The sequence below is a fragment of the Azonexus sp. GW821-FHT04F04 genome (assembly GCF_059420025.1).
In genome coordinates, this window is record NZ_JBWKSX010000007.1 from 89810 (window position 1) to 111982 (window position 22173).

Sequence of the window (22173 nt, forward strand, 5' to 3'; positions counted from 1 at the left end):
TTCAGGCGAGGTGTGATTTCACCCCGGCAAACACGGCTTCGAAGCTTTCACGGGAAAGCCTGCCAGTGCGCCAGTTGTAGCCACTGCAATGATAGCTGTCGACGAGTATTCGGCCGTCAGGCAAGGCATGGATGACATGGTGGCCGAAGGTGAATTCCTTGAGTTTGAGGTCGTATGCCCACAGCAATGCCTGGTGGGCGATAGCACCAAGGGCGACAATAACTTTGAGTCTGTGCATCGCGGCCAACTCGGTCTTCAAGTGGCTGTTACATTGGCGAATTTCGGCTGTTGTCGGCTTGTTTGCTGGGGGCAGGCAACGCACGGCATTGGTGATGCGGCAGTTGCTCAATTGCATGGCCGGATTAGCCCAATGATCGGCGCCCAGCGGCTCCGGTTGGCTGGCAAAGCCGAACCGGTGCAAGGCGGGATACAACAGTTCGCCGGCAACGTCGCCGGTAAAGGGGCGGCCCGTCCGGTTGGCGCCTTTTTCGCCGGGGCCGAGACCGACGACAAGTAGTTCTGCATCAAGGGAGCCAAAGGCGGGAACCGGCAAGGCGTGCCAGTCGGGGTCGCGCTGGCGAATGCAGGAAAGGTGGTCGGCCAGTCGTGGGCAGGCAGTACAGCCGGTGGGATCTTGAAATCTTGACATGGCGGAGATGTTAGCATGGCGGCCATGCAGCTTCATTGGGACATCTTTTGCCGGGTTATCGACAACTTCGGCGACATCGGCGTTTGTTGGCGTCTTGCCAGGCAACTTGTGGCCGAGCACGGCCGCGAGGTACGTTTGTGGGTCGATGATCTGGCCAGCCTGCAGCCCCTATGTCCGTCTGTGGATCCGTCGAAAGCAAGGCAGTCGTACCAGGGTGTTGAAATCTGCCTTTGGGGTGACGATGTTGCGGTCGACTGCTCGGCCGATGTCGTTATCGAGGCTTTCGCCTGCGAGCTACCAGCGGCTTATCTGGCGACGATGAGCCAGTGCTCGCCAAAACCATGCTGGATCAATCTCGAATACCTGAGTGCAGAATCCTGGGCTGAGGATTGTCATGGCATGGCGTCGCCCCACCCCACCCTTCCCTTGGTCAAATATTTCTTCTTCCCAGGATTTTCTGCGAAGACAGGTGGACTGTTGCGGGAAAACGACCTGTTTGCCGAGCGTGACCGTTACATTGCAGCAAAGCCGGACGCCGGTTCGCTTGAGGTCTGCCTGTTTTGCTATGACACAGCCCCGGTTGGAGCCTTGCTGGACGCATTCCGGGATTCGCCGACCCACCTGGTTTGCCACGTGCCGCCGGGCAAGCCATTGGCTGCGGTGCAGGCGCATCTGGGTGAGAGCGGGCCGTGGCAGCTTGGCAATGCGCTGATTCAGCCAATTTCTTTCATGCCGATTGATGATTTTGATCGATTACTGTGGCGCTGTGACATCAATTTCGTGCGCGGCGAAGACTCTTTCATACGCGCCCAGTGGGCCACTAAACCATTCGTCTGGCACGTTTATCCGCAGGATGACGGGGCGCATCTGACCAAGCTGGAGGCGTTTCTCGGGTGCTATGGCGATGGACTGGATGAGCAGATGAAAACGGTCGTCCGCAGGATGTTTGTCGCATGGAATCTTGGTCGCAATATCGCTTCTGCCTGGCAGGGCTTCGTTGACAGCAGGGTCGCCATTGCCCGCCACAACCGGCAATGGGCCGAAAGGCTGGCCGCGAACCCTGATTTGGCAACGGCACTCGTCAAATTCTGTGCGGCCAATGTATAATTTAACGTTTTTCCCTTTTCTGATCTTAGAGAATCCCGAATGAAAACCGCAATGGAACTCCGCTCCGGCAACGTCATTATGGTCGGTGCCGACCCGCTCGTCGTTCAGAAGAGCGAATACAACAAGTCCGGCCGCAATGCCGCTGTTGTCAAAATGAAACTCAAGAACTTGTTGACTGGTGCCGCTTCCGAAGCGGTTTACAAGGCCGACGACAAGTTCGAGCAGGTCATTCTCGACAAGAAGGAAGTCACCTATTCCTACTTTGCCGATCCGATGTACGTGTTCATGGATGCCGACTACGAGCAGTTCGAAGTCGAAGCCGAGAACATGACTGACGCGCTGAAATATCTGGAAGACGGCCTGGCTTGCGAAGTTGTTTTCTACAACGGCAAGGCCATTTCCGTCGAACTGCCGAACAGCGTCGTGCGCGAGGTGATTTACACCGAGCCAGCCGTCAAGGGTGACACTTCGGGTAAGGTCATGAAGCCGGCCAAGCTGGCTACCGGTTTCGAGTTGCCGGTTCCGGCTTTCGTCAGCATTGGCGACAAGATCGAAATCGACACCCGTACTGACGAATACAAGAACCGCGTCAAGTAATCCGCGGCTTCTTCAATGTTTGATTCGGGCAGCTTAGGCTGCCCGAATGCGTTTCAGGCCATCAGTTTTGCGATGGTCTGCCGGGCTGCGATATAGGCGCTATCGGATTGCAGCGCTTGCCAGTCCTTGGCGGAAGAATGAGGAATCAACGCCTCGACCCGCTGGCCACGGACCGGATCGATTGCCGGCATCCAGTTTGCGAGCACGTCGCCGACGACATCCGGCGCGTTGCACACGAGCAGCATGTCGCAGCCCGCGTTGTAGGCGGTCTGGACACGGCTCAGCATGTCACCGACCACGCCAGCGCCGGCCATTGATAAATCATCGGTAAAAACGACCCCATTAAACTTGACGTCATTTCTCAAATAATCAATCCATTTATTTGAAAATACAGCGGTATTACAGTCGACGCAGTTGTAGATAACATGGGCGGCCATGACGCCATCAAGTGGTAGTTGCCGGTAGGGAAGGATGTCTTCCTGCATGGCCTCGAAGCTGCGATCATCGACCGGCAATTCGACATGAGAATCAGGAATGACGTAGCCGTGCCCCGGAAAATGTTTGCCACAGCTGCCCATTCCGGCCAGATGCAAACCTTCGCCAAGCGCGGCCGCCAGGGCAATGACCGTGGCAGGCTGGCGATGAAAAGCCCGGTCGCCGATGACGCGTGACGGGCCATAGTCGAGGTCGAGTACCGGCGTGAAGGAGTAATCCACACCGCGGGCACGCAGTTCGGCGGCCAGTACGTAACCGACCTGGCGCGCAGCAGCGAGCGCATTTTCGGGATTTTCATCCCAAAGTTTTCCGAGGGTGGCCATCGCCGGCAAACGGGTAAAACCGTCGCGGAAGCGTTGCACTCTGCCCCCTTCGTGATCGACGGCAATCAGCAGTGCCGGTGTGCGCAGGGCGTGAATGGCTGCGGCCAGACCCGATAACTGCTCCGGATTGGCATAGTTCCGGGAAAACAGGATGATCCCGCCGACCAGCGGATGGCAAAGCCGTTCGCGGTCGAGATCGGTCAGTTCGGTGCCGGCGATGTCGATCATCAGCGGGCCGAGCGGCAAATGCGTCATGCGTGCTCCAAGATAACGTAGGCGACGGCGTATTCAGCTTCGTCGCTGATCGAAAGATGGGCGATCAGGTTTTTGTTTTTGAGCATTATTTCCAGTTGACCGTGGAAGTGCAGTTCCGGCTTCCCCAGATCGTCATGGCCGACTGCTATAGCCGTGAGTGTGGCAGGCGGGCGTACGCCAGTACCCAGCGCCTTGCTGAAGGCCTCCTTGGCGGCGAAACGTTTGGCGAGAAAGCGGCCTTTGTCCGCGGCCTTGGCGAATTCCTCGATTTCATTCGGGGCCAGCAGCTTTTCCAGCGCCCTGTCGCCATGCCGCTCCCACATGCCGCGCAGGCGAGAAACGGCAACGATGTCGGTGCCGATGCCGTAGATCATTCGGGCGATTTCGCTGCTTCGCGCATCAAGGCTTTCATCTCGCGGACGGCCTCGCGCAGGCCGACGAAAATGGCACGGCTGACGATGGCATGGCCAATGTGTAGTTCGCGTATGCCTGCCAGTCGGGCGATGGGCTGAACGTTGTAGTAATTCAGCGCATGCCCGGCATTGAACCGCATGTCGAGCTGACGGACAGCCTGCCCAGCCACGCGGACTTTGTCGAGTTCGGCGAGCACAGCCGGGGCTTCGGCATCGCGGCCTTTGTCGTAAAAGGCGTGCGCATAGGGGCCGGTGTGGATTTCGCAGACGCTAGCGCCAATCCGGGCGGCTGCTTCGATTTGAGCCACCTCGGCATCGATGAATACGCTGGTCACGATGCCGGCATCTGCGAGGCAAGAGATGACACCTTTCAAGCGTGCTTCCTGCGCCAGAATGTCGAGGCCACCTTCGGTCGTGACCTCGTGGCGCCCCTCGGGAACCAGCATGGCCATTTCCGGCTTGAGGGTACAGGCAATATCGACCATTTCATCAGTCGCAGCCATTTCGAGATTGAGTTTTATCTGGGTCGTTTCACGCAAGCGACGGACGTCAGCATCCTGAATATGGCGGCGATCTTCGCGCAGATGCACGGTGATGCCATCAGCCCCGCCCAAATGGGCTTCGACGGCACCCCAGACCGGATCGGGCTCATACGTCCGGCGGGCCTGGCGAATGGTCGCCACGTGGTCGATATTGACACCTAGTTCGATCATAGCTCCTGCAACTCCTTGAATATTTTGCGTGTTTCCAGTTCCTTGCCAGCCAGGTAGTAGGCCATCAGCGTGCGCATCAAGGCCTTGCTTTCGTAACGCGAACGCGGGTTTGAAAAGTCTTCGGCCTCGAGGTCAAGCAAGGTCTTGCCAATGACGACCTGGGCCGCCGCTTCGTCATGTTCGAGGCGAACCGGCCCCTGTTCCATGCGGTAAGTGTAAAACGCTTCCGGGAGAATCGGGCTGCCGGCGCTATCGTGATTCAGGGTCAAGCCATAGCCCAGTTCCTGAAGGAGCGCCTTTTCGAAGCAACGCAAGTCAGCCTCCCTGACCTTACCCGATGGATCAGCCGCCAGTCGCGCCAGCATTTTGGAGTAGTGCGCGAATAACTGCTCATGCGCATCTTCTCGCGGCAACAGATGCATCAGCAGTTCGTTGAGATAATAGCCACAAAAAAGCGCCTCGCCGAAAAGCAAGGGCTGCCCACCCTGCCACTCAGCTTTCATCAGGGTCAGTACCTCGCCCTTGCCGGCCCAGCCGATTTCAATTGGCTGAAAGGCCATGAGCACCCCCCGGATCGCTGAACGGGGTCGCCGCGCGCCGCGCGCCAACAAAGCCATTCGACCGAAATCACGGGAAAATACTTCAACAATGAGGCTGGTTTCCCGAAAGGGATAGCTGTGCAGAACGTAAGCCGGCTGGCCGTCGACTTTGCTGCGCAGGTTCATTCGTAACCGAGGCTCTTCAGCAGTCGTTCGTCATCGTTCCAGCCCGACTTTACCTTGACCCAGATTTCAAGATAGACCTTGCCGCCGAACAGGCGCTCCATGTCCTGGCGCGCCTCTGATGCGATGCGTTTTAGCTGCTCGCCGCCCTTGCCGATCACGATCGCCTTGTGGCCCTCACGGTCAACAACGATAGCGGCAAAAATCCGGCGCAAGTCGCCTTCGGTTTCAAAACGCTCAATTTCGACTGCTGTGGCATACGGCAGTTCGTCACCAAGCAGGCGAAAGACCTTTTCGCGGATATATTCGGAAGCGAGAAAACGTTCGCTCTTGTCGGTCAGGTCATCTTCCGGGAACATCAGGCCATCGTTGGGTAAGTGCTTCTTGGCCTCATTCAGCAGATCCTCGGTTTGCCGCCCTTTCGCCGCGCTTACCGGAATAACAGCAGCGTAATCGTGATCGGCTGCAACCTCGGCCAGGAATGGCAGCAAGGCTGCCCGATCCTTTTGCAAATCAGTCTTGTTGATGACCAGGATGACTGGGCGGTCCTTGGGAAGCAGGCGAACAACAGCCTTATCCTTGGCATCATATCGACCGGCTTCAACGACGAAAATCACGACGTCGACATCGCTCAGTGTTTGCGTCACGCCACGATTCATCGCCCGGTTCAGTGCATTCGAGTATTTCGTCTGAAAGCCGGGCGTATCGACGAAGACAAACTGCGCATCATCCTTGGTCAGGATGCCGGTAATCCGGTGGCGCGTCGTCTGCGCCTTGCGCGAGACAATACTGATTTTTTCGCCAATCAACTTGTTGAGCAAAGTTGATTTTCCAACATTGGGACGACCGACGATGGCGATGTATCCAGAACGAAATTTTTTCATGCGTTGAGTTCTTTCAGAGCCTTGTCGGCTGCAACCTGCTCTGCGATACGTCGGCTTGAGCCATGGCCGACCGTTCGCAATGAAGGAGATTCGATTTCACAGGCCACTTCGAAGCGCTGCTCATGGGCCGCTCCAGTAGCTTCCAGCAGTTGATAGCGAGGTAATGGCTTCTTGCGCCCCTGCAACCACTCCTGCAAGCGGGTTTTCGCATCCTTTTGAAACTCGCCGGGCTTTAGCCTGGCAAGCAACGGTGCATACAGCTTGTCTATGACAGACTGCGCAGCCAGGAAGCCAGCGTCGAGATAAATGGCACCGAACAAAGCTTCCAGTGCGTCTGCAAGAATGGATGGGCGCAGCGCCCCCCCACTTTTCTGTTCGCCTTCACCAAGTCGCAGGGCGTCGCTGATATTCAGGCCAACAGCCAGTTGGTGCAGAGCATCCTGATTGACCAGATTTGCTCGCAATCGGGAAAGATCGCCCTCAGGCAGGTCCGGAAAGCGGTGAAACAAGGCGGCGGCAATCGCGCAATCGAGAATGCCGTCGCCAAGAAACTCGAGGCGTTCGTTGTTTGGCACCCCAAAGCTGCGATGGGTCAGCGCGGTCCGAAGGAGAAGCGGGTCGGAAAACGAGTGGCCAAGTTGATGAGCGACAGACAATGCAGACATGCCTTATCCCGCAGTCGACCCCTTGTAGTCAATCAGCAGGCTGACGTTCCAGAAAAGAGGAATGCGCTTCTCGTACTCAAAGGAAATAACAATCTTGCCATTCTCTTTCGTGATATCCAGTTGACTCGCCTTGAAATCGAGCGTGTCAACTTCTGCAAACTTATCGAAAGACTTGCGAATATCAGCGACCGTTGAGTCAGGCCCTGCTTTGGCGGCAGTCGCCTTGATATCCTTAATAATTTTCTGGTACTCAATGAAAGTCGGTGTGACCTTCATGCCCAGAACAGCAAGCAGAATGAGAACGATGCTCCAGAACATCAACCCGGAGAGGGCAATGCCACGTTGATATTTCATCATATCCCCTTACCTGAATGAACCAATCCGGCTGAAATCACTGAAATTCAACCAGACAAAGAACGCTTTGCCAACGATGTTTGCCTCTGGAACGAAACCCCATGCTCGGCTGTCACGGCTATTGTCGCGATTGTCGCCCATCATGAAATAGTGGCCAGCCGGCACCTTGCAACTCACGCCTGCAGCATTGTAAGTGCAATTTTCTCGGTGCGGAAAGCGTGCAGCATCCGGGATAAAAGCCGGGGCATCACCATCGTTCAGAGCTCGATGCTCGACATCCCCTAGTTTTTCCAGGAATTGCTCCGAGTAATAAAGTCGCTCCGGGTGCAGATAGTCGCCAATTTTTTGTGTCGGAACCGGTTGCCCGTTAATGGTCAGTCGCTTGTTCTGATATGTAACGGTGTCACCAGGCAGACCTACGACCCGCTTGATGTAGTCAAGCGAGGGATCTTCCGGGTAACGAAAAACCATGACATCGCCGCGCTGCGGGGAGTTCATGTCGATAATTTTCTTGTTGATTACCGGTAAACGAATGCCGTAAGTGAACTTGTTCACCAAGATAAAATCACCAACCAGCAGGGTCGGAATCATCGATCCGGACGGAATCTTGAAGGGTTCGAAAAGAAATGATCGGAGTACGAAAACAATCAGAATCACGGGGAAGAAACCAGCACCCCATTCCACCCAGATTGGTTCCTTGGCATTTTTAGCCCGTAGCTTCCGGAATTTAAGGATATCTACCGCATACAGCACGCCGGTAGCAACCAGCAGCACAAATAGAATCAGGGCAAAATTCATCGCTATTCTCAGTTATCGACGCGCAACACAGCCAGAAACGCTTCCTGCGGAATTTCGACGCTACCGACCTGCTTCATGCGCTTCTTGCCGGCTTTCTGTTTTTCCAGCAGCTTTTTCTTCCGGGAGATATCTCCACCGTAGCACTTGGCCAGCACGTCCTTGCGCATTGCCTTGACGTTCTCGCGTGAAATGATGTGTGAGCCGATCGCAGCTTGAATGGCTACGTCGTACATCTGGCGGGGGATAAGTTCACGCATTTTGCTAGCCAATTCACGACCGCGATATTGTGCATTTGCACGGTGCACGATCAGCGACAAGGCATCCACCTTTTCGCTATTGATCAGGATATCCAGTTTCACAACATCGGCGGCGCGGTATTCCTTGAAATCATAGTCAAGAGAAGCGTAACCCTTTGAGCAGGATTTCAACTTGTCGAAGAAATCCATCACTACTTCAGCCATCGGCATTTCATAGACCAGCTTTACTTGCCGGCCGTGGTAGTGCATGTCGACCTGATTCCCACGCTTCTGATTGCATAGCGTGATGACGTTGCCCAGATAATCCTGCGGCACGAAGATGGTGGCCGTAATGATCGGCTCACGTACCTCTTCCGTCTTGGTGATATCCGGGAGCTTTGCCGGATTTTCGACCTCGACGATCGAACCATCCCGCATGACAACCTGATAAACCACCGTCGGAGCTGTGGTGATCAAATCCTGATCGAACTCGCGCTCCAGACGTTCCTGTACGATTTCCATGTGAAGCAAGCCAAGGAAGCCACAGCGGAAACCAAAACCAAGCGCTTGGGAGACTTCTGGTTCGTAGTGCAGCGAGGCATCGTTGAGTTTGAGTTTCTCAAGCGATTCGCGCAGTGAGTCGTACTGATTGGATTCGATTGGGTACAAACCGGCGAAAACCTGCGGCTTGATTTCCTTGAAGCCCGGTAGCGCTTCGGCAGCCTTGCGGTCTATCTTGGTTATCGTATCGCCGACCTTGGCTGCCTGCAGTTCCTTGATACCAGAAATAACGAAACCAACTTCACCTGCGCGTAAAGCATCACGCGACTCTGACTTGGGGGCGAATACACCAACCTGCTCGCACAACTGCTGCGCGCCGGTGGCCATGAATAACAACTTGTCCTTGGGTTTCAACACGCCATCGACTACGCGCACCAGCATGACGACACCGACGTAATTGTCGAACCATGAATCGATGATCAATGCCTTGAGTGGCGCTTCCGGGTCACCTTTGGGCGGGGGGATACGCGCGACAACGGCCTCCAGGATATCCTCAACACCAAGGCCGGTCTTTGCGGAAGCAAGAACAGCCTCGGATGCATCGATACCGATGACGTCTTCGATTTCCTGCCGTGCATTTTCCGGGTCGGCTGACGGCAAATCGATCTTGTTCAAGACCGGCACCACCTCGACATCCAACTCTAGAGCCGTGTAGCAGTTTGCCACCGTCTGCGCCTCGACACCCTGCGAGGCATCAACCACCAATAAAGCACCTTCGCAGGCCGATAGTGAGCGTGAGACTTCGTAGGAAAAGTCGACGTGTCCCGGCGTATCGATCAGATTCAGGTTGTAGACCTTGCCGTCACGTGCCTTATAGCGGAGCGATGCTGTCTGAGCCTTGATGGTAATACCGCGCTCACGCTCGATATCCATTGAATCGAGCACCTGAGCTTCCATCTCGCGGTCTGAAAGACCGCCGCAGAGGTGAATGATGCGATCAGCCAACGTCGATTTGCCGTGGTCGATATGCGCGATGATCGAGAAATTTCTAATATGATCCATTGATGCCAGTAAAAAAGGGCGCCGTCCCGCGCCCTTCCCTTTTCAGAAGACCCCCGATTTTAGCGGATTCCAGCCAAATATTCACGGGTTTTGGCTTCATCCAGAAAGTAATGGCAAAGCTGTTTATCGCCATGCAGCAGTACCGGCACCAGCTCGTCGTAGTTTGCTTCGAGGGCTGGGTCAGCATCAACGTCAAGCACGGTGACAGAGGCACCGAATTCTTCAGCGATAGGTCTTAGCGCCACCTCCATGTCGTAGCAGAGGTGGCAATAACCGCGACTCATCAGCGTTAACTCAATTGCCATTCAACCCCTTGATGGTAATGAAAGTCTGCATTTCGCCGCGCCGGATCAGCAACGTGACATTGCTGCCTTTCTCGAACATGGTGAGAAGCTTGTTGAACTGATCAACTGTTTTGACCTCGGTCGTCGCGCCTTTGCTGATAACGGCAATGATGATGTCACCGGGCCGTAAATCTGAACGTGCGCCAGTACCGCGAACATCTTCAATCAACAAGCCGAAATTCATTTTCAATTCGCGCTTTTGATCGGCTGACAATTCGCTAACCACAAGACCAAGGCGATTCGCCGGTTGCTCCACCGACTTGGGGCCACGTTGCGGCTTTACGCTGGCCAGCTTGTCGTCGGGAACCTCGCCGATGACAACATTGATTTCACGGGTTGCCCCTTTCCGCCAGACCTGAACTGTCGAACGGGTCCCCGGCCTGGTAATACCCACCATGCGAGGAAGGTCCGCAGAATTGTTGATCGTCTTTCCGTCGAACTTGAGGATTACGTCACCTGCTTCAATACCTGCTTTTTCAGCCGGCCCATTGCTTTCTACGGAGTTAACCACGGCGCCCATAGGTCTTCCCAGCCCCAGCGATTCGGCGAGCTCCTTGGTGACCTCCTGAATCACGACACCCAAGCGACCACGACTGACTTTACCTGAGATGCGCAGCTGGTTCTGGATTTCCATGGCCACATCGATGGGAATGGCAAATGAAACGCCCATGTAACCACCACTGCGACTGTAAATTTGCGAATTGATACCGACCACTTCGCCACGCATATTAAACAGCGGACCTCCCGAGTTTCCGGGGTTGATCGCAACATCGGTTTGAATAAATGGCACATAGTTTTCCTGCGGCAAAGAGCGCCCTTTTGCGGACACGATGCCGGCAGTCACCGAATTATCGAAACCGAAGGGGGACCCAATTGCGACGACCCATTCACCAACCTTTAGTTGTGCGGGATCACCCAGTTTGACGACCGGGAGACCTGTTGCATTGATCTTGAGCAAGGCGACATCTGTTCGCTTGTCGGCACCAATCGTCTTTGCTTTGAATTCGCGTTTATCGGTCAGGCGTACCGTTACCTCGTCAGCACCGTCAACCACGTGAGCATTGGTCAAAATGTAGCCGTCACCGCTAACGATGAAGCCGGAACCAAGTGACTTGTTTTCAAAATCACGCGGCACTCCTCCGCCAGGATTTCGGGGAATAAAACGCTTGAAAAACTCGAATGCGGGATCGCTCTCGTCGAAGGGGAATGGCATCGCCTGCGACTGCCCGCGCATGATGTGGGTCGTACTTATATTGACGACAGCCTGCCCCTGCTTTTCTGCCAATTCGGAAAAGTCCGGCAGACCACGTGTCTGGGCAAAGGCAAACGAACCAAAAAACAAAATGATGGAAAAGGCAATCAGGCGCTTCATGGACGACATAACCTCCGGATTCGATCAGGAACGGGAAATGATATGTGGGCGCTCGGTCAGATTTCCAGTATTGCGATGCGACCGGGCAATGACATAAAGGAATGCCGCACCCAGCCCGATTCCAGCACCAACCATCGCACTCAGGTCGCTTCCGAGCGTTGCACCCAGTGCCGCCCCGGCGATTGTTGCGGTCAACGGCAAAATATAGGCCAAATTCGCAGTACGACTGACGCTGCCAACCGCGACTGCGATCTTTACACGATCACCAACATCAGCACCGATTGTGTTTTCGACCCGATAGGTTTTCGGGCCACTGCAGAACATCTGGGTAAGATGCTGCCCTCCGCATCCGCCCTTTTCATGGCAGCGCCCGCATCCGCCCTGCTCTACTTCCACGTGCACCCATTTGCCATCCAGGGAACGTACGATGGCTTGAATAGTGTTTTGTTCGGTACTCATGCTTACCAGCGTTTGTCCGAGGCCGTATCAAGCAAGGGCCGCAGCTTTCCAGCCACCGCTTCGCGGGCACGAAAAATCCGCGAGCGAACCGTGCCTATGGGGCAATCCATGATGCCGGCGATTTCTTCGTAAGACATGCCGTCAATTTCACGCAATACGATAGCTGTCCGCAGCTCTTCAGGAAGCGCATCCATGGCTGCATTGATTGTTTGCCCAATTTGCTTGGTGAGAAGCAAGCTTTCAGGTGTGTTGATGTCGCGCAACTGCGACGCGTCTTCGAACGTCTCAGCTTCATCATTGTCAAATTCGGTCGTCGTCGGTGCTCGCCGCCCTTGTGAAACAAGATAGTTTTTGGCTGTATTGATACCAATGCGATATAGCCAAGTATAGAAGGCACTGTCACCTCTAAACGAAGGCAGGGCGCGATAGGCCTTGATGAATGCCTCTTGGGAAACGTCTTCGACTTCTGCCGGATCGCGAATGAAACGCGATAGCAAACGACCTAGCTTGCGCTGGTATTTGCTCACCAACTGGTCGAAGGCGTGTTTATCTCCGCCTTGCGCCCGCTCGACCAGTATTTGATCGATCTCGCGCTCACTCATGGCTCTCGTTTTCCCTGGGGTTTGGTCGTTGCTTTCTTTATGGCACAAGTATAGCGCAGCCATTTTCACGAAGCCGATAGGTATTTATCCCTATTTGTGACTATCTGTAACCGGATGAATCGTTTTCTGCATGCTATATTTGACCCAAAATAACTCTTACAGAGAACAGCGTGCAGAAATTTGACGTCCTCATCATCGGTAGCGGACTGGCCGGTCAATCCGCGGCCTTGCGACTGGCCTCCTCTCAATGCAATGTCGTGCTGGTCAGCAAACGCAGCCTAGAAGACTCTGCCTCCGGCTGGGCGCAAGGCGGAATTGCCGCCGTTCTCGACAGCCGCGATTCGATAGAAGCACATATTCAGGACACGTTGGTCGCTGGTGCGTGGCTGAATGATGAAAAAGCGACACGTTTTGTCGTCGAAAATGGCCGACATGCCATTGATTGGCTTATTGAACAAGGTGTTCCGTTCACAAAGGACGAGGCAGGCTACCACCTGACACGCGAAGGTGGCCATAGTGCGCGTCGCGTCATCCACGTCGCCGATGCAACCGGGATGGCTGTTCAGGACACGCTGACCAAAAAGGTTCGTGCCAATCCGAACATTACCGTGCTGGAAGACCATATTGCCATTGACCTGATTACGGGCGACAAATTGGGCACGGGCGAAAACCGCTGCTTTGGTGCTTATGTCCTGAATAATCGCGACGGAGAAGTCGTCACCATCGGCGCAGCAAACACCCTGCTGGCGACTGGCGGTGCAGGAAAGGTCTACCTCTACACAACCAATCCGGATACATCAACTGGAGACGGCATTGCCATGGCCTACCGTGCAGGGTGCCGGGTGGCCAATATGGAGTTCATTCAATTCCATCCGACCTGCCTTTATCACCCACAGGCCAAGTCCTTCCTGATTTCGGAGGCAGTTCGTGGCGAGGGCGGTCTGCTCCGCCTGCCAGACGGCACCCGCTTCATGCCGGAGCACGACGATCGCGCCGAACTGGCTCCTCGCGACATTGTGGCTCGCGCCATCGACTTCGAAATGAAAAAGCGCGGCCTGGATTGCGTTTTTCTCGATATCTCCCACAAGGGAGAGGACTTCATTCGCAATCACTTCCCCAATATTCACGCCCGTTGCCTGGAACTCGGCATCGATATCGCGCAGGAGCCTATTCCGGTAGTTCCTGCAGCACACTACACGTGTGGCGGCATTGTTAGCGACTTGCACGGTCGGACCGATGTTGCCGGACTATATGTTGCCGGAGAGGCTTCGTGCACTGGGCTGCACGGCGCCAATCGTCTCGCCTCGAACTCATTGCTCGAGTGTTTGGTTTTTGCCGAAGCAGCGGTCCAGGACATTCTGGCCAGCAAAACCACCAAATTTCCATCCTTGCCGCTGTGGGATGAAAGCCGAGTCACCGATGCCGACGAGGAAGTGGTCATCTCTCACAATTGGGATGAACTTCGCCGCTTCATGTGGGACTACGTTGGCATCGTCCGTACTACAAAGCGCTTGAAGCGAGCCAAGCACCGCATTGGCTTGTTGAGGCGCGAAATCGAAGAGTTCTATGCCAATTTCAGGGTCAGCCACGATCTGATTGAATTGCGCAACCTGGTCGCCACGGCAGACTTGATCGTTCGCTGCGCGATGCAGCGCAAGGAGAGCCGGGGCCTGCACTTCTCCCGCGATTTTCCGGAGATGGCTGCCAAGGCAAAAAATACCGTACTCAAGCGTCGTCGTTTGGCTCGCTGAAGTTCGCCTGCCAACGCATGAACATCCGCAAGCGTCTTAAATTTTCACTGTTTTTCCGGTCGACCGTGGCAATTAAGGTTGCTGTTCGAGCGTCGGCTGTTTGCAGACGGACAACGGTCAGCCATGGGTGAATGATCGCCCCAGGCTTGGGCACCGCCTGGACAAAATCGCTTTCACCGACTCGCGCAATGAAAATCTCCCCGTTCCTTTCGAGTCGGATTTGCTTGATTGCTGGAGTCAGTGCGTACCATGCCTGCATCGCCAGTAGCAGCACTGCACAGAACAAACTGGCATGAATTGACGGGGAACACCGAAAGCCTAGAATTGCTGCACTGGCCAAAATAACAGCAATCAGCAGGATGGTATCCAGAAGACGCGAACGGTGCAGTCCGATGAGGATCGGAAACTGCACCGTCCGTTTTCCCGCAGGTGTAGCTTAGATGCGCTTAAAAACGAGCGATCCGTTTGTCCCGCCGAAGCCGAAATTGTTCTTCAGCCCATATTCAATATCCATCGGCCGTGCCACATTGGCACAGTAATCAAGATCACATTCCGGATCCTGATTGAAGATATTGATCGTCGGTGGTGAGATCTGGTTGTGAATAGCCAAGACCGTAAACAAGGACTCAATACCACCAGCACCACCTAGCAGATGACCAGTCATCGACTTGGTTGAGTTAACGACCAGCTTGTAGGCATGGTCGCCAAAAGCCGCCTTGACGGCATCTGACTCGTTTTTATCGCCAAGTGGCGTCGATGTCCCGTGGGCATTCAAGTACTGCACATCGGCCGGCGCGATGCCAGCGTTCTTGAGGGCATTGACCATGGAACGGCGTGGGCCATCCATGTTCGGTGCTGTGATGTGATAGGCATCGGCGCTCATGCCATAACCAACCAGCTCGGCATAAATCTTGGCGCCCCGAGCCTTGGCGTGCTCATACTCTTCCAGAACCATGACGCCAGCGCCCTCACCCAGCACGAAACCGTCACGATCCTTGTCCCATGGCCGGCTGGCCGTAGTCGGATCATCATTCCGTGTCGATAGCGCACGAGCGGCGCAGAAGCCGCCCATACCCAAAGGAGATACGGTTGATTCGGCACCGCCGGCAACCATGACATCGGCGTCACCATATTCGATGATGCGTGCCGCATCACCAATTGAGTGCGTACCAGTCGTGCAGGCAGAAACCAGGGCGATATTCGGTCCCTTGAAGCCAAACTCGATCGATAGATTGCCTGAGATCATGTTAATGATCGAGCCAGGCACAAAGAATGGAGACACTTTGCGAACACCACCGACGTTATATTCGTCCTTGGTCGCTTCGATCAGCGGAAGACCACCGATACCAGAACCAATGGCAACACCAACGCGTTCGAGATCAACAACGTTTTCTTTATCCAGGCCTGCATCTCGCACTGCCTGAATGCCAGCAGCCAAGCCAAAATGAATAAAATCATCCATCCGGCGCGCATCTTTGGCGGAAATATATTGGGTAATGTCAAAGTTCTTGACCTCACCGGCGAACTGAACCGGAAAGGTTGAGGTGTCGAACTTGGTGACTGCGGCGATACCGGATTTGCCAGCAAGAATATTCTGCCAGGCTTCTTCGACGGTGTTTCCGACCGGGCTAACAATACCCAGACCGGTAATTACGACTCTGCGACGTGCCACGGTGCACTCCGAAAGCAAATGTAGCAAGGCCGGCCATGGGGGCCGGCCTTGCCTAAGTCAACGAGAATGAATTACTTCTTGTTGGCGAGGATGAAATCGACAGCCTGCTGGACCGTGGTGATCTTCTCAGCCTGGTCATCAGGGATTTCGCACTCGAACTCTTCTTCCAGTGCCATGACCAGTTCAACGGTGTCCAGGGAATCCGCGCCCAGATCGTCCACAAAGGAGGACTCGTTCTTGATGTCCGCTTCGTTCACGCCCAGTTGTTCGGCGACGATCTTTTTGACGCGCTCTACGATGTTATCCATTAGAAAAACTCCTTCCCCTCAGGGGTACGAAAAAAAACGTTACTAGTTTACCAAAAGCCGAGGCTTCGGGAAATCAATCCATGAACATGCCACCATTCACATGCACTGTTGTGCCTGTGACATAGGCGGCAGCCGGGGATACGAGAAAGCCGACAGTGCCGGCAATATCTTCTGGCGTACCGGCGCGACCCAGAGGAATCGTCGCCAGCATGGCCTGCTTCTGTTCTTCGGTCAACGCGTGCGTCATGTCGGTGGCTATAAAGCCCGGTGCGACACAGTTGACAGTGATGTTGCGGCTTCCAAGTTCACGCGCCAGCGAACGGCTCATCCCTGCGACGCCAGCCTTGGCTGCGCAGTAGTTGGCTTGGCCGGGATTTCCCGAGTAGCCGACCACCGAAGTGATGTTCACTATGCGACCGAAACGTGCTTTCATCATGCCGCGCATGACGCCGCGTGACAGGCGGAAAACCGCCTTCAGGTTCGTATCGATAACCGCATCCCATTCATCGTCGCCCATCCGCATGCTCAGATTGTCACGGGTAATTCCTGCGTTATTGACCAAAATGGTGACGGCGCCAAATTCCTTGGCAATATCGGCGAGCACCGAATCAGTCTGCGCAACGTCGCACACGTTCAGTGCAACGCCCTTGCCCCTAATACCAGATTCAGTCAGATAGGCCGAAATTTTGGCTGCCCCGTCATCGCTCGTTGCAGTGCCGATTACGGTAGCTCCCTGCTTGCCCAATTCGAGGGCTATGGCGCGACCAATACCGCGTGTCGCGCCAGTTACCAAAGCAATTTTTTCTTTCAGCATTGATTACTCCAAGCCGAGATTGGCTTCAATGGAGGCGGCATCGAACAGAGCGACGCCAACAACACCATCAGCACAACGCTTGGTCAGGCCGGCCAACACCTTGCCTGGACCACATTCGGCGACGGTCGTAACGCCCAGAGCAGCCATCGACTGGATTGTCTCGACCCAGCGCACCGGATTGTAGGCCTGACGGATCAGCGCATCCTTGATTTGACCTGGCTCGTTCTCAATGGCAACGTCAACGTTGTTGATAACCGGAATAAGCGGAGAGCTCAGGGTAAGTTCGGCCAAGCGGGCGGCAAGCTTGTCTGCTGCCGGGCGAATCAGCGAAGAGTGGAACGGTGCCGAAACAGGCAGCGCCTTGGCCATCTTCGCCCCGCGGGCCTTGCAGGCTTCCATGGCGCGCTCGACGGCAGCCTTGTGCCCGGCAATCACGGTCTGTCCGTTGGCATTGAAATTGACCGGCTCGACAACCTCCCCCTGCGCTGCTTCGGCACAAGCTGCTGCGATCCCCGCATTGTCCAGCCCCAGAACGGCAGCCATTGCGCCTGTGCCAACCGGCACGGCCTCCTGCATAGCTGCAGCACGCAAGCGAACGAGCGGTACGGCATCCTTGAAGTCAATCACGCCGGCAGCAACCAATGCGGAATACTCGCCAAGGCTATGGCCAGCGACGACTGCGGGCATTTTGCCGCCCTTGTCGAGCCACAGGCGCCAAGCAGCAATTCCAGCAGTCAGCATCACCGGCTGGGTATTCACCGTTTGGGTAAGCGTTTCGGCCGGTCCTTCTGCAACCATGGTCCAGAGATCATCACCTAAAGCGGTGGATGCTTCATCAAACGTTGCACGAACCACGGCAGAATCGCCGTAAGCTGCCATCATGCCAACGCTCTGGGAGCCTTGGCCTGGAAATACGAATGCAAAAGACATCGTTTCGTCTCCTGGTTCAGAATTCAAGAAGGGCTGCGCCCCAGGTAAAACCGCCGCCAACGCCCTCAACCAACACTTTTTGGCCGCGTTGGATACGTCCATCCCGTACAGCTTCATCCAGCGCAAGCGGCACCGATGCGGCCGATGTATTGCCGTGGCGATCAACGGTCACAATCACTTTGCTCCGGTCAACGCCCAGTTTTTTGCCAGTTGCTTCGATGATGCGGATGTTGGCCTGATGCGGAATCAACCAATCTACATCTCCGGTTTGAATTCCTGCAATCTGACAAACCTCTTCAGCAATGTCTGCCAGCACGCGTACAGCGAATTTGAAGACCGCCTGCCCATCCATGCGCAGGAAGGGGTCGCCAGTAACCTGGCCACCGCAAATTTGGCCAGGAACATTCAGGATTGAATTCTGACTGCCATCCGCATGCATCGCCGTAGACATGATTCCTGGCTTGTCGGATGCTTCGAGTACAACGGCGCCAGCGCCATCCCCAAACAACACGCAGGTTCCGCGGTCTTTCCAGTCAAGGATGCGCGAAAAAACTTCTGCGCCTATGACCAATGCTCTCTTGTGGCTGCCAGAACGGATAAACTTTTCGGCAATTCCAAGCGCATAGGTAAAGCCGGCGCAAACTGCCTGCACATCAAATGCGGCAGCGCCCTTGTTGCCCAGTTTGGCCTGTATCAGGCAGGCGGTACTGGGAAAAATAAAATCAGGCGTGGATGTCGCGACAATGATCAAATCAAGGTCGGTTGCGCAAATACCAGCCATATCCAACGCGCGCTGTGCAGCGATCAAGCCAAGTTCACTCGATGTTGTGCCGGGGCTTGCCAGATAACGGCTACGAATGCCTGTTCGGGTAATGATCCACTCATCGTTGGTGTCAATGCCACGCGCTGCCAAATCATCGTTTGTAACGGGGGTACCCGGAAGATAACTACCAGTACCGATCAAGCGTGCGTACATTCAAACACTCTCCACGACAACAACCTGTGTTGGCGCCATTTGGGCCAAGCGGTTGGTAATACGCTCCAGGACGCGATTTTCCGCCGCATCGTAAGCGCGGGAAATTGCGTTACCAAAAGCCAGGACATCAGCTGAGCCATGGCTTTTGACTGAAACACCTTTTAGGCCAAGCAGAATGGCGCCGTTGTAGCGACGATGATCGAAACGTTTTTTGAAATTATTGAGTACTGAAATAGCAATCAACGCAGCAATTCTGGTTAGCCAGTTACGTTTAAACTCGCCACGCAAAGACGAAGCCAGCATCTGGGCAAGCCCCTCCGACGTCTTTAATGCAACGTTGCCAACAAATCCGTCGCAAACAATCACGTCAGCGTCGCCTTTGTAGATGCCATCGCCTTCAACATTTCCGATGAAGTTCAGATCGGAGGCGCGCAGCAAAGCAGCCGCAGCCTTCACTACTTCATTTCCCTTAATGTCTTCTTCGCCAATATTCAGAATGCCGACCGTTGGCTGATCCTTGTGCTCCATTGCCGAAACCAGCATGGCGCCCATGATGCCGAACTGCAAAAGATGCTCAGGCCCGCAATCGACATTGGCCCCGAGATCCAGCATGTGCGTATGGCCGTTGACAGTTGGCAAAGGCGCGCAAATTGCTGGCCGGTCAATGCCTGGCAGCATTTTCAAAACAAAGCGCGATATCGCCATCAGGGCACCAGTATTGCCGGCTGAAACGCAGGCATCGGCCAAGCCTTCTTTGACTTGGTTGATGGCGATGCGCATCGACGAATCTTTTTTGTTGCGCAAGGCAAGCGCAGGCGACTCATCCATGCCGACGATTTCGGAGGCATGAACGAGGCGAATGCGGGAATCGTTGGCATGGTTGCCGAGCAACGGGCGCAACACATCATCCTGACCGACCAGGACGAGATTGGCTGACGGATGCTCCGCAAGGAATTGAATGGCCGCGGGCACCGTCACCGACGGACCGTGGTCACCCCCCATGCAATCAATGGCAATGCGGGTTGTCATGGCAAAATAAAAGGCAGGCGGCTCATTACGAACCGCCTGCCCTTCATTGAACGATTACTCGCCCTTGCCCTTGACTACTTTTTTGCCGCGGTAGAAACCGGCCGGCGAAATGTGATGACGCAGATGTGCCTCGCCAGTGGTCGGCTCGACGGCCAACGGGGGGGCGGTCAGGAAGTCATGAGCACGGTGCATGCCACGCTTGGACGGGGACTTTTTGTTCTGTTGAACGGCCATTTTCTTACTCCAAAAAAATCAGTTCGGCTTACCTTTTAGCCCAGACAATTTCGCGAACGGATTAATCCGTTCACCAGCATTGGCCGCGCCAGGTAAACCACATTTTTCGTGCCGCGGCGCTACAGGCAGACCGAGGAGGATTTCATCCTCAACCAACTCGACCACATCCAGTTCGCGCACTACCGGCAGGAAATCCCGGGTATCGTCTTCCAGTTCATCTTGCGACAACTCGGCACCCTCAGGAATTAATTCCAGAAGACTGTCGACATCAAGATCGCAAGGCACGGCTTCCAGGCAGCGCTGGCAGGCAAGCGGGAGCACTCCCGACACCACCAGATGCAGCATGGGCTCCCCGCTATCGCCCTTGAACCCAGCCAGACGGAATGTAACCTCTCCATCCATCTCCGCCAGCAAATCATGCAGGCGGTCAAGATCCTCGACGGCCAGCGTTCCCTCGAGAACACGACCATCTCTGGCAAAAGCGAAAGCGTCCGAAATCCTTTTCAATCTTGAACTGTTCCGACCTAAACATTGAATGATATTATTTTTGGCTTTCCAAGTCAAAACAAAGTGCTGCTTCAAGTATTCACTGCAACGCTTTGTTGTAACGGATTTTTCATGCCCCAGAACCTTATTCTCGCCTCAACTTCGCCATTTCGCCGTGAACTGCTCGGCCGACTGGGACTGCCATTCGACGTTGCCGACCCCCAAACAGACGAAAGCCCTCTTCCCGGAGAAACCCCCGAGGAGATCGCCTTGCGACTTTCAGAAGCCAAGGCGAAGGCCGTCGCTGCAACATATCCCGATGCACTGATTATCGGAAGTGATCAGGTTGCCACGGTCGACGGCCAAATATATGGAAAACCGGGCACCCATGAACGTGCCGTTGAGCAGTTGCGTGCACTATCCGGAAAGACTGTCAATTTCTTTACGGGACTCTGCCTGCTCAATGCCAGGACTGGAGAAGCCGAAGTTCGGGGCGTACCAATGCTGGTTACTTTCAGGCAATTAAATGATCAAGAAATAGAAAATTACTTGCGCCGCGAGCCGGCCTATAACTGTGCAGGCTCTGCCAAATCGGAAGGCTTGGGAATTGCGTTGCTGAGCAGCATGCGCGGCGACGACCCCAATGCTCTGGTCGGGCTGCCGTTGATCGCCCTGTGCGACATGCTGCGCAACCAGGGTGTGGCGGTCCTCTGATGGCCGGAACGCTCTATTTGATTCCGGTGCCACTTGGCCCAACTGCGCCGCAAGAGTCCCTGCCCGCAAACGTACTTGCTGTTGTCCGTCCATTAACGCATTTTGTCGTCGAGCAGGCCAAGACAGCACGCGCCTTCCTGAAGGCAGCAGGAACCGATTTGCCGCTACAGGAACTGCTGCTTCAGGAGCTGAACGAGCACACCAAGGCGAATGAACTTGATCGCCTGCTCGAACCATTACGCGCCGGTCACGATGTTGGCTTGCTTTCCGAGGCCGGCTGTCCGGCAGTTGCCGATCCGGGTGCCAATCTCGTCGCGCTGGCGCAAGCAGAAAATATTCGTGTCGTGCCGCTCATCGGCCCCTCTTCGCTTCTGCTGGCCTTGATGGCTTCCGGGCTGAATGGGCAACGCTTTGCCTTTCAGGGCTACCTGCCCGCGAAGGAAGTCGAGCGCACGAAAATGCTGCGCGACCTGGAGAGCGAATCGAAAAAGCGCCAGCAGACCCAGATTTTCATAGAAACTCCGTACCGCAACCGGGCAATGTTTGACGCCATTCTCCAGTCCTGTCAGCCAACGACGCGTTTAACAGTCGCGACCGACCTGACCATGCCAGGGGAGTCCGTGCTGACACGTTCGATCACAGCCTGGAAAAAGCAAACGCCGCCCGAAATCGAGCGGCGTCCCACAGTTTTTCTACTGCTGGCGTAAT

28 protein-coding genes are annotated in these 22173 nt (G+C 55.1%); 5 read left to right on the forward strand and 23 right to left on the reverse strand.

Translation table 11 applies throughout. From position 1 onward, the window contains the following. Position 1 precedes the first annotated feature (1 nt). Positions 2-649 (reverse strand): uracil-DNA glycosylase, encoded by a 648-nt coding sequence (locus AC07TV_RS14405; RefSeq protein WP_494649063.1) that lies wholly within the window; start codon positions 647-649, stop codon positions 2-4. Positions 650-664: 15 nt separating this feature from the next. Between AC07TV_RS14405 and earP the strand changes: the two genes are divergently transcribed. Both earP and efp read left to right on the forward strand, forming a co-directional pair. Continuing rightward, complete coding sequence (gene earP, locus AC07TV_RS14410) at positions 665-1756, forward strand: elongation factor P maturation arginine rhamnosyltransferase EarP (protein WP_494649064.1); 1092 nt, start codon at positions 665-667, stop codon at positions 1754-1756. A 39-nt stretch (positions 1757-1795) separates the two neighbouring features. After that, positions 1796-2353: an elongation factor P gene (gene efp / locus AC07TV_RS14415; protein WP_226405584.1), complete on the forward strand. Its 558-nt coding sequence runs from the start codon at positions 1796-1798 to the stop codon at positions 2351-2353. A gap of 53 nt (positions 2354-2406) precedes the next feature. Here efp and nagZ read toward each other — a convergent pair whose 3' ends face one another. The 13 genes from nagZ to rpoE are packed head-to-tail and all read right to left on the reverse strand — an operon-like array spanning position 2407 to position 12551. Then, the gene (nagZ, locus tag AC07TV_RS14420; RefSeq protein ID WP_494649065.1) at positions 2407-3426 is read right to left on the reverse strand and encodes a beta-N-acetylhexosaminidase; all 1020 of its coding nucleotides are present in this window, start codon (positions 3424-3426) and stop codon (positions 2407-2409) included. Further along, positions 3423-3800 (reverse strand): holo-ACP synthase, encoded by a 378-nt coding sequence (gene acpS / locus AC07TV_RS14425; RefSeq protein ID WP_494649066.1) that lies wholly within the window; start codon positions 3798-3800, stop codon positions 3423-3425. Before acpS ends, nagZ begins: the two co-directional genes overlap by 4 nt. Continuing rightward, a complete protein-coding gene (locus AC07TV_RS14430) occupies positions 3797-4552 on the reverse strand; it encodes a pyridoxine 5'-phosphate synthase (RefSeq protein ID WP_494649067.1) in 756 nt (251 codons plus the stop codon). The genes acpS and AC07TV_RS14430 overlap by 4 nt, the downstream gene beginning before the upstream one ends. Further along, positions 4549-5277 carry a DNA repair protein RecO gene (recO, locus tag AC07TV_RS14435; protein WP_494649068.1) on the reverse strand — a complete coding sequence of 243 codons (729 nt, stop codon included), beginning with the start codon at positions 5275-5277 and terminating at the stop codon, positions 4549-4551. Before recO ends, AC07TV_RS14430 begins: the two co-directional genes overlap by 4 nt. Beyond that, positions 5274-6158 (reverse strand): GTPase Era, encoded by an 885-nt coding sequence (gene era / locus AC07TV_RS14440; RefSeq protein ID WP_494649069.1) that lies wholly within the window; start codon positions 6156-6158, stop codon positions 5274-5276. The genes recO and era overlap by 4 nt, the downstream gene beginning before the upstream one ends. Further along, positions 6155-6823 carry a ribonuclease III gene (gene rnc, locus AC07TV_RS14445; RefSeq protein ID WP_494649070.1) on the reverse strand — a complete coding sequence of 223 codons (669 nt, stop codon included), beginning with the start codon at positions 6821-6823 and terminating at the stop codon, positions 6155-6157. Before rnc ends, era begins: the two co-directional genes overlap by 4 nt. Positions 6824-6826: 3 nt before the next feature. After that, a complete protein-coding gene (locus tag AC07TV_RS14450; RefSeq protein ID WP_494649071.1) occupies positions 6827-7180 on the reverse strand; it encodes a DUF4845 domain-containing protein in 354 nt (117 codons plus the stop codon). A 6-nt stretch (positions 7181-7186) separates the two neighbouring features. Next, a complete protein-coding gene (gene lepB / locus AC07TV_RS14455; RefSeq protein WP_494649072.1) occupies positions 7187-7975 on the reverse strand; it encodes a signal peptidase I in 789 nt (262 codons plus the stop codon). A gap of 8 nt (positions 7976-7983) precedes the next feature. Beyond that, entirely contained in the window at positions 7984-9774 is a 1791-nt protein-coding gene (gene lepA, locus AC07TV_RS14460) for a translation elongation factor 4 (RefSeq protein ID WP_494649073.1), read from the reverse strand. 59 nt (positions 9775-9833) lie between these two features. After that, positions 9834-10079 carry a glutaredoxin family protein gene (locus tag AC07TV_RS14465; RefSeq protein WP_494649074.1) on the reverse strand — a complete coding sequence of 82 codons (246 nt, stop codon included), beginning with the start codon at positions 10077-10079 and terminating at the stop codon, positions 9834-9836. Beyond that, positions 10069-11490 carry a DegQ family serine endoprotease gene (locus tag AC07TV_RS14470; protein ID WP_494649075.1) on the reverse strand — a complete coding sequence of 474 codons (1422 nt, stop codon included), beginning with the start codon at positions 11488-11490 and terminating at the stop codon, positions 10069-10071. The genes AC07TV_RS14465 and AC07TV_RS14470 overlap by 11 nt, the downstream gene beginning before the upstream one ends. A gap of 24 nt (positions 11491-11514) precedes the next feature. After that, the gene (locus AC07TV_RS14475; RefSeq protein WP_494649076.1) at positions 11515-11949 is read right to left on the reverse strand and encodes a SoxR reducing system RseC family protein; all 435 of its coding nucleotides are present in this window, start codon (positions 11947-11949) and stop codon (positions 11515-11517) included. 2 nt (positions 11950-11951) lie between these two features. Beyond that, positions 11952-12551, reverse strand: a complete 600-nt coding sequence (gene rpoE / locus AC07TV_RS14480) for an RNA polymerase sigma factor RpoE (protein ID WP_494649077.1) — start codon at positions 12549-12551, stop codon at positions 11952-11954. A gap of 170 nt (positions 12552-12721) precedes the next feature. Between rpoE and nadB the strand changes: the two genes are divergently transcribed. After that, positions 12722-14302: an L-aspartate oxidase gene (nadB, locus tag AC07TV_RS14485; protein ID WP_494649078.1), complete on the forward strand. Its 1581-nt coding sequence runs from the start codon at positions 12722-12724 to the stop codon at positions 14300-14302. Here the strand turns inward: nadB and AC07TV_RS14490 are convergent. From AC07TV_RS14490 to AC07TV_RS14530, 9 genes are all read right to left on the reverse strand, one after another. Further along, positions 14277-14714, reverse strand: coding sequence for a hypothetical protein (locus AC07TV_RS14490; protein WP_494649079.1), 438 nt, complete (start codon positions 14712-14714; stop codon positions 14277-14279). The two genes, nadB and AC07TV_RS14490, sit on opposite strands and share 26 nt — an antisense overlap. A gap of 24 nt (positions 14715-14738) precedes the next feature. Next, entirely contained in the window at positions 14739-15974 is a 1236-nt protein-coding gene (fabF, locus tag AC07TV_RS14495) for a beta-ketoacyl-ACP synthase II (protein ID WP_494649080.1), read from the reverse strand. 71 nt (positions 15975-16045) lie between these two features. Beyond that, positions 16046-16282: an acyl carrier protein gene (acpP, locus tag AC07TV_RS14500; protein ID WP_066883607.1), complete on the reverse strand. Its 237-nt coding sequence runs from the start codon at positions 16280-16282 to the stop codon at positions 16046-16048. Positions 16283-16355: 73 nt separating this feature from the next. Further along, entirely contained in the window at positions 16356-17096 is a 741-nt protein-coding gene (fabG, locus tag AC07TV_RS14505; RefSeq protein ID WP_494649081.1) for a 3-oxoacyl-ACP reductase FabG, read from the reverse strand. A gap of 3 nt (positions 17097-17099) precedes the next feature. Then, positions 17100-18026 (reverse strand): ACP S-malonyltransferase, encoded by a 927-nt coding sequence (fabD, locus tag AC07TV_RS14510; protein WP_494649082.1) that lies wholly within the window; start codon positions 18024-18026, stop codon positions 17100-17102. Between the two features lie 16 nt (positions 18027-18042). Next, entirely contained in the window at positions 18043-19002 is a 960-nt protein-coding gene (locus AC07TV_RS14515) for a beta-ketoacyl-ACP synthase III (protein ID WP_494649083.1), read from the reverse strand. After that, positions 19003-20031 (reverse strand): phosphate acyltransferase PlsX, encoded by a 1029-nt coding sequence (gene plsX / locus AC07TV_RS14520; RefSeq protein WP_494649084.1) that lies wholly within the window; start codon positions 20029-20031, stop codon positions 19003-19005. 54 nt (positions 20032-20085) lie between these two features. Next, a complete protein-coding gene (gene rpmF / locus AC07TV_RS14525; RefSeq protein WP_117608599.1) occupies positions 20086-20265 on the reverse strand; it encodes a 50S ribosomal protein L32 in 180 nt (59 codons plus the stop codon). Positions 20266-20283: 18 nt separating this feature from the next. Beyond that, on the reverse strand, positions 20284-20847 hold the full coding sequence (locus AC07TV_RS14530; protein WP_494649085.1) for a YceD family protein: 564 nt from the start codon (positions 20845-20847) through the stop codon (positions 20284-20286). A 36-nt stretch (positions 20848-20883) separates the two neighbouring features. Between AC07TV_RS14530 and AC07TV_RS14535 the strand changes: the two genes are divergently transcribed. After that, a complete protein-coding gene (locus tag AC07TV_RS14535) occupies positions 20884-21465 on the forward strand; it encodes a Maf family nucleotide pyrophosphatase (RefSeq protein WP_494649086.1) in 582 nt (193 codons plus the stop codon). Further along, the gene (locus AC07TV_RS14540) at positions 21465-22172 is read left to right on the forward strand and encodes an SAM-dependent methyltransferase (RefSeq protein ID WP_494649087.1); all 708 of its coding nucleotides are present in this window, start codon (positions 21465-21467) and stop codon (positions 22170-22172) included. Before AC07TV_RS14535 ends, AC07TV_RS14540 begins: the two co-directional genes overlap by 1 nt. Position 22173 lies beyond the last annotated feature (1 nt).

What these genes read in the sequence shown, in the direction of transcription:
- AC07TV_RS14405 (WP_494649063.1), bottom strand. Translation starts at nt 649, where the DNA reads ATGTCAAGATTTCAAGATCCCACCGGCTGTACTGCCTGCCCACGACTG.
- earP (WP_494649064.1), top strand. Translation starts at nt 665, where the DNA reads ATGGCGGCCATGCAGCTTCATTGGGACATCTTTTGCCGGGTTATCGAC.
- efp (WP_226405584.1), top strand. Translation starts at nt 1,796, where the DNA reads ATGAAAACCGCAATGGAACTCCGCTCCGGCAACGTCATTATGGTCGGT.
- nagZ (WP_494649065.1), bottom strand. Translation starts at nt 3,426, where the DNA reads ATGACGCATTTGCCGCTCGGCCCGCTGATGATCGACATCGCCGGCACC.
- acpS (WP_494649066.1), bottom strand. Translation starts at nt 3,800, where the DNA reads ATGATCTACGGCATCGGCACCGACATCGTTGCCGTTTCTCGCCTGCGC.
- AC07TV_RS14430 (WP_494649067.1), bottom strand. Translation starts at nt 4,552, where the DNA reads ATGATCGAACTAGGTGTCAATATCGACCACGTGGCGACCATTCGCCAG.
- recO (WP_494649068.1), bottom strand. Translation starts at nt 5,277, where the DNA reads ATGAACCTGCGCAGCAAAGTCGACGGCCAGCCGGCTTACGTTCTGCAC.
- era (WP_494649069.1), bottom strand. Translation starts at nt 6,158, where the DNA reads ATGAAAAAATTTCGTTCTGGATACATCGCCATCGTCGGTCGTCCCAAT.
- rnc (WP_494649070.1), bottom strand. Translation starts at nt 6,823, where the DNA reads ATGTCTGCATTGTCTGTCGCTCATCAACTTGGCCACTCGTTTTCCGAC.
- AC07TV_RS14450 (WP_494649071.1), bottom strand. Translation starts at nt 7,180, where the DNA reads ATGATGAAATATCAACGTGGCATTGCCCTCTCCGGGTTGATGTTCTGG.
- lepB (WP_494649072.1), bottom strand. Translation starts at nt 7,975, where the DNA reads ATGAATTTTGCCCTGATTCTATTTGTGCTGCTGGTTGCTACCGGCGTG.
- lepA (WP_494649073.1), bottom strand. Translation starts at nt 9,774, where the DNA reads ATGGATCATATTAGAAATTTCTCGATCATCGCGCATATCGACCACGGC.
- AC07TV_RS14465 (WP_494649074.1), bottom strand. Translation starts at nt 10,079, where the DNA reads ATGGCAATTGAGTTAACGCTGATGAGTCGCGGTTATTGCCACCTCTGC.
- AC07TV_RS14470 (WP_494649075.1), bottom strand. Translation starts at nt 11,490, where the DNA reads ATGAAGCGCCTGATTGCCTTTTCCATCATTTTGTTTTTTGGTTCGTTT.
- AC07TV_RS14475 (WP_494649076.1), bottom strand. Translation starts at nt 11,949, where the DNA reads ATGAGTACCGAACAAAACACTATTCAAGCCATCGTACGTTCCCTGGAT.
- rpoE (WP_494649077.1), bottom strand. Translation starts at nt 12,551, where the DNA reads ATGAGTGAGCGCGAGATCGATCAAATACTGGTCGAGCGGGCGCAAGGC.
- acpP (WP_066883607.1), bottom strand. Translation starts at nt 16,282, where the DNA reads ATGGATAACATCGTAGAGCGCGTCAAAAAGATCGTCGCCGAACAACTG.
- fabG (WP_494649081.1), bottom strand. Translation starts at nt 17,096, where the DNA reads ATGCTGAAAGAAAAAATTGCTTTGGTAACTGGCGCGACACGCGGTATT.
- fabD (WP_494649082.1), bottom strand. Translation starts at nt 18,026, where the DNA reads ATGTCTTTTGCATTCGTATTTCCAGGCCAAGGCTCCCAGAGCGTTGGC.
- AC07TV_RS14515 (WP_494649083.1), bottom strand. Translation starts at nt 19,002, where the DNA reads ATGTACGCACGCTTGATCGGTACTGGTAGTTATCTTCCGGGTACCCCC.
- plsX (WP_494649084.1), bottom strand. Translation starts at nt 20,031, where the DNA reads ATGACAACCCGCATTGCCATTGATTGCATGGGGGGTGACCACGGTCCG.
- rpmF (WP_117608599.1), bottom strand. Translation starts at nt 20,265, where the DNA reads ATGGCCGTTCAACAGAACAAAAAGTCCCCGTCCAAGCGTGGCATGCAC.
- AC07TV_RS14535 (WP_494649086.1), top strand. Translation starts at nt 20,884, where the DNA reads ATGCCCCAGAACCTTATTCTCGCCTCAACTTCGCCATTTCGCCGTGAA.
- AC07TV_RS14540 (WP_494649087.1), top strand. Translation starts at nt 21,465, where the DNA reads ATGGCCGGAACGCTCTATTTGATTCCGGTGCCACTTGGCCCAACTGCG.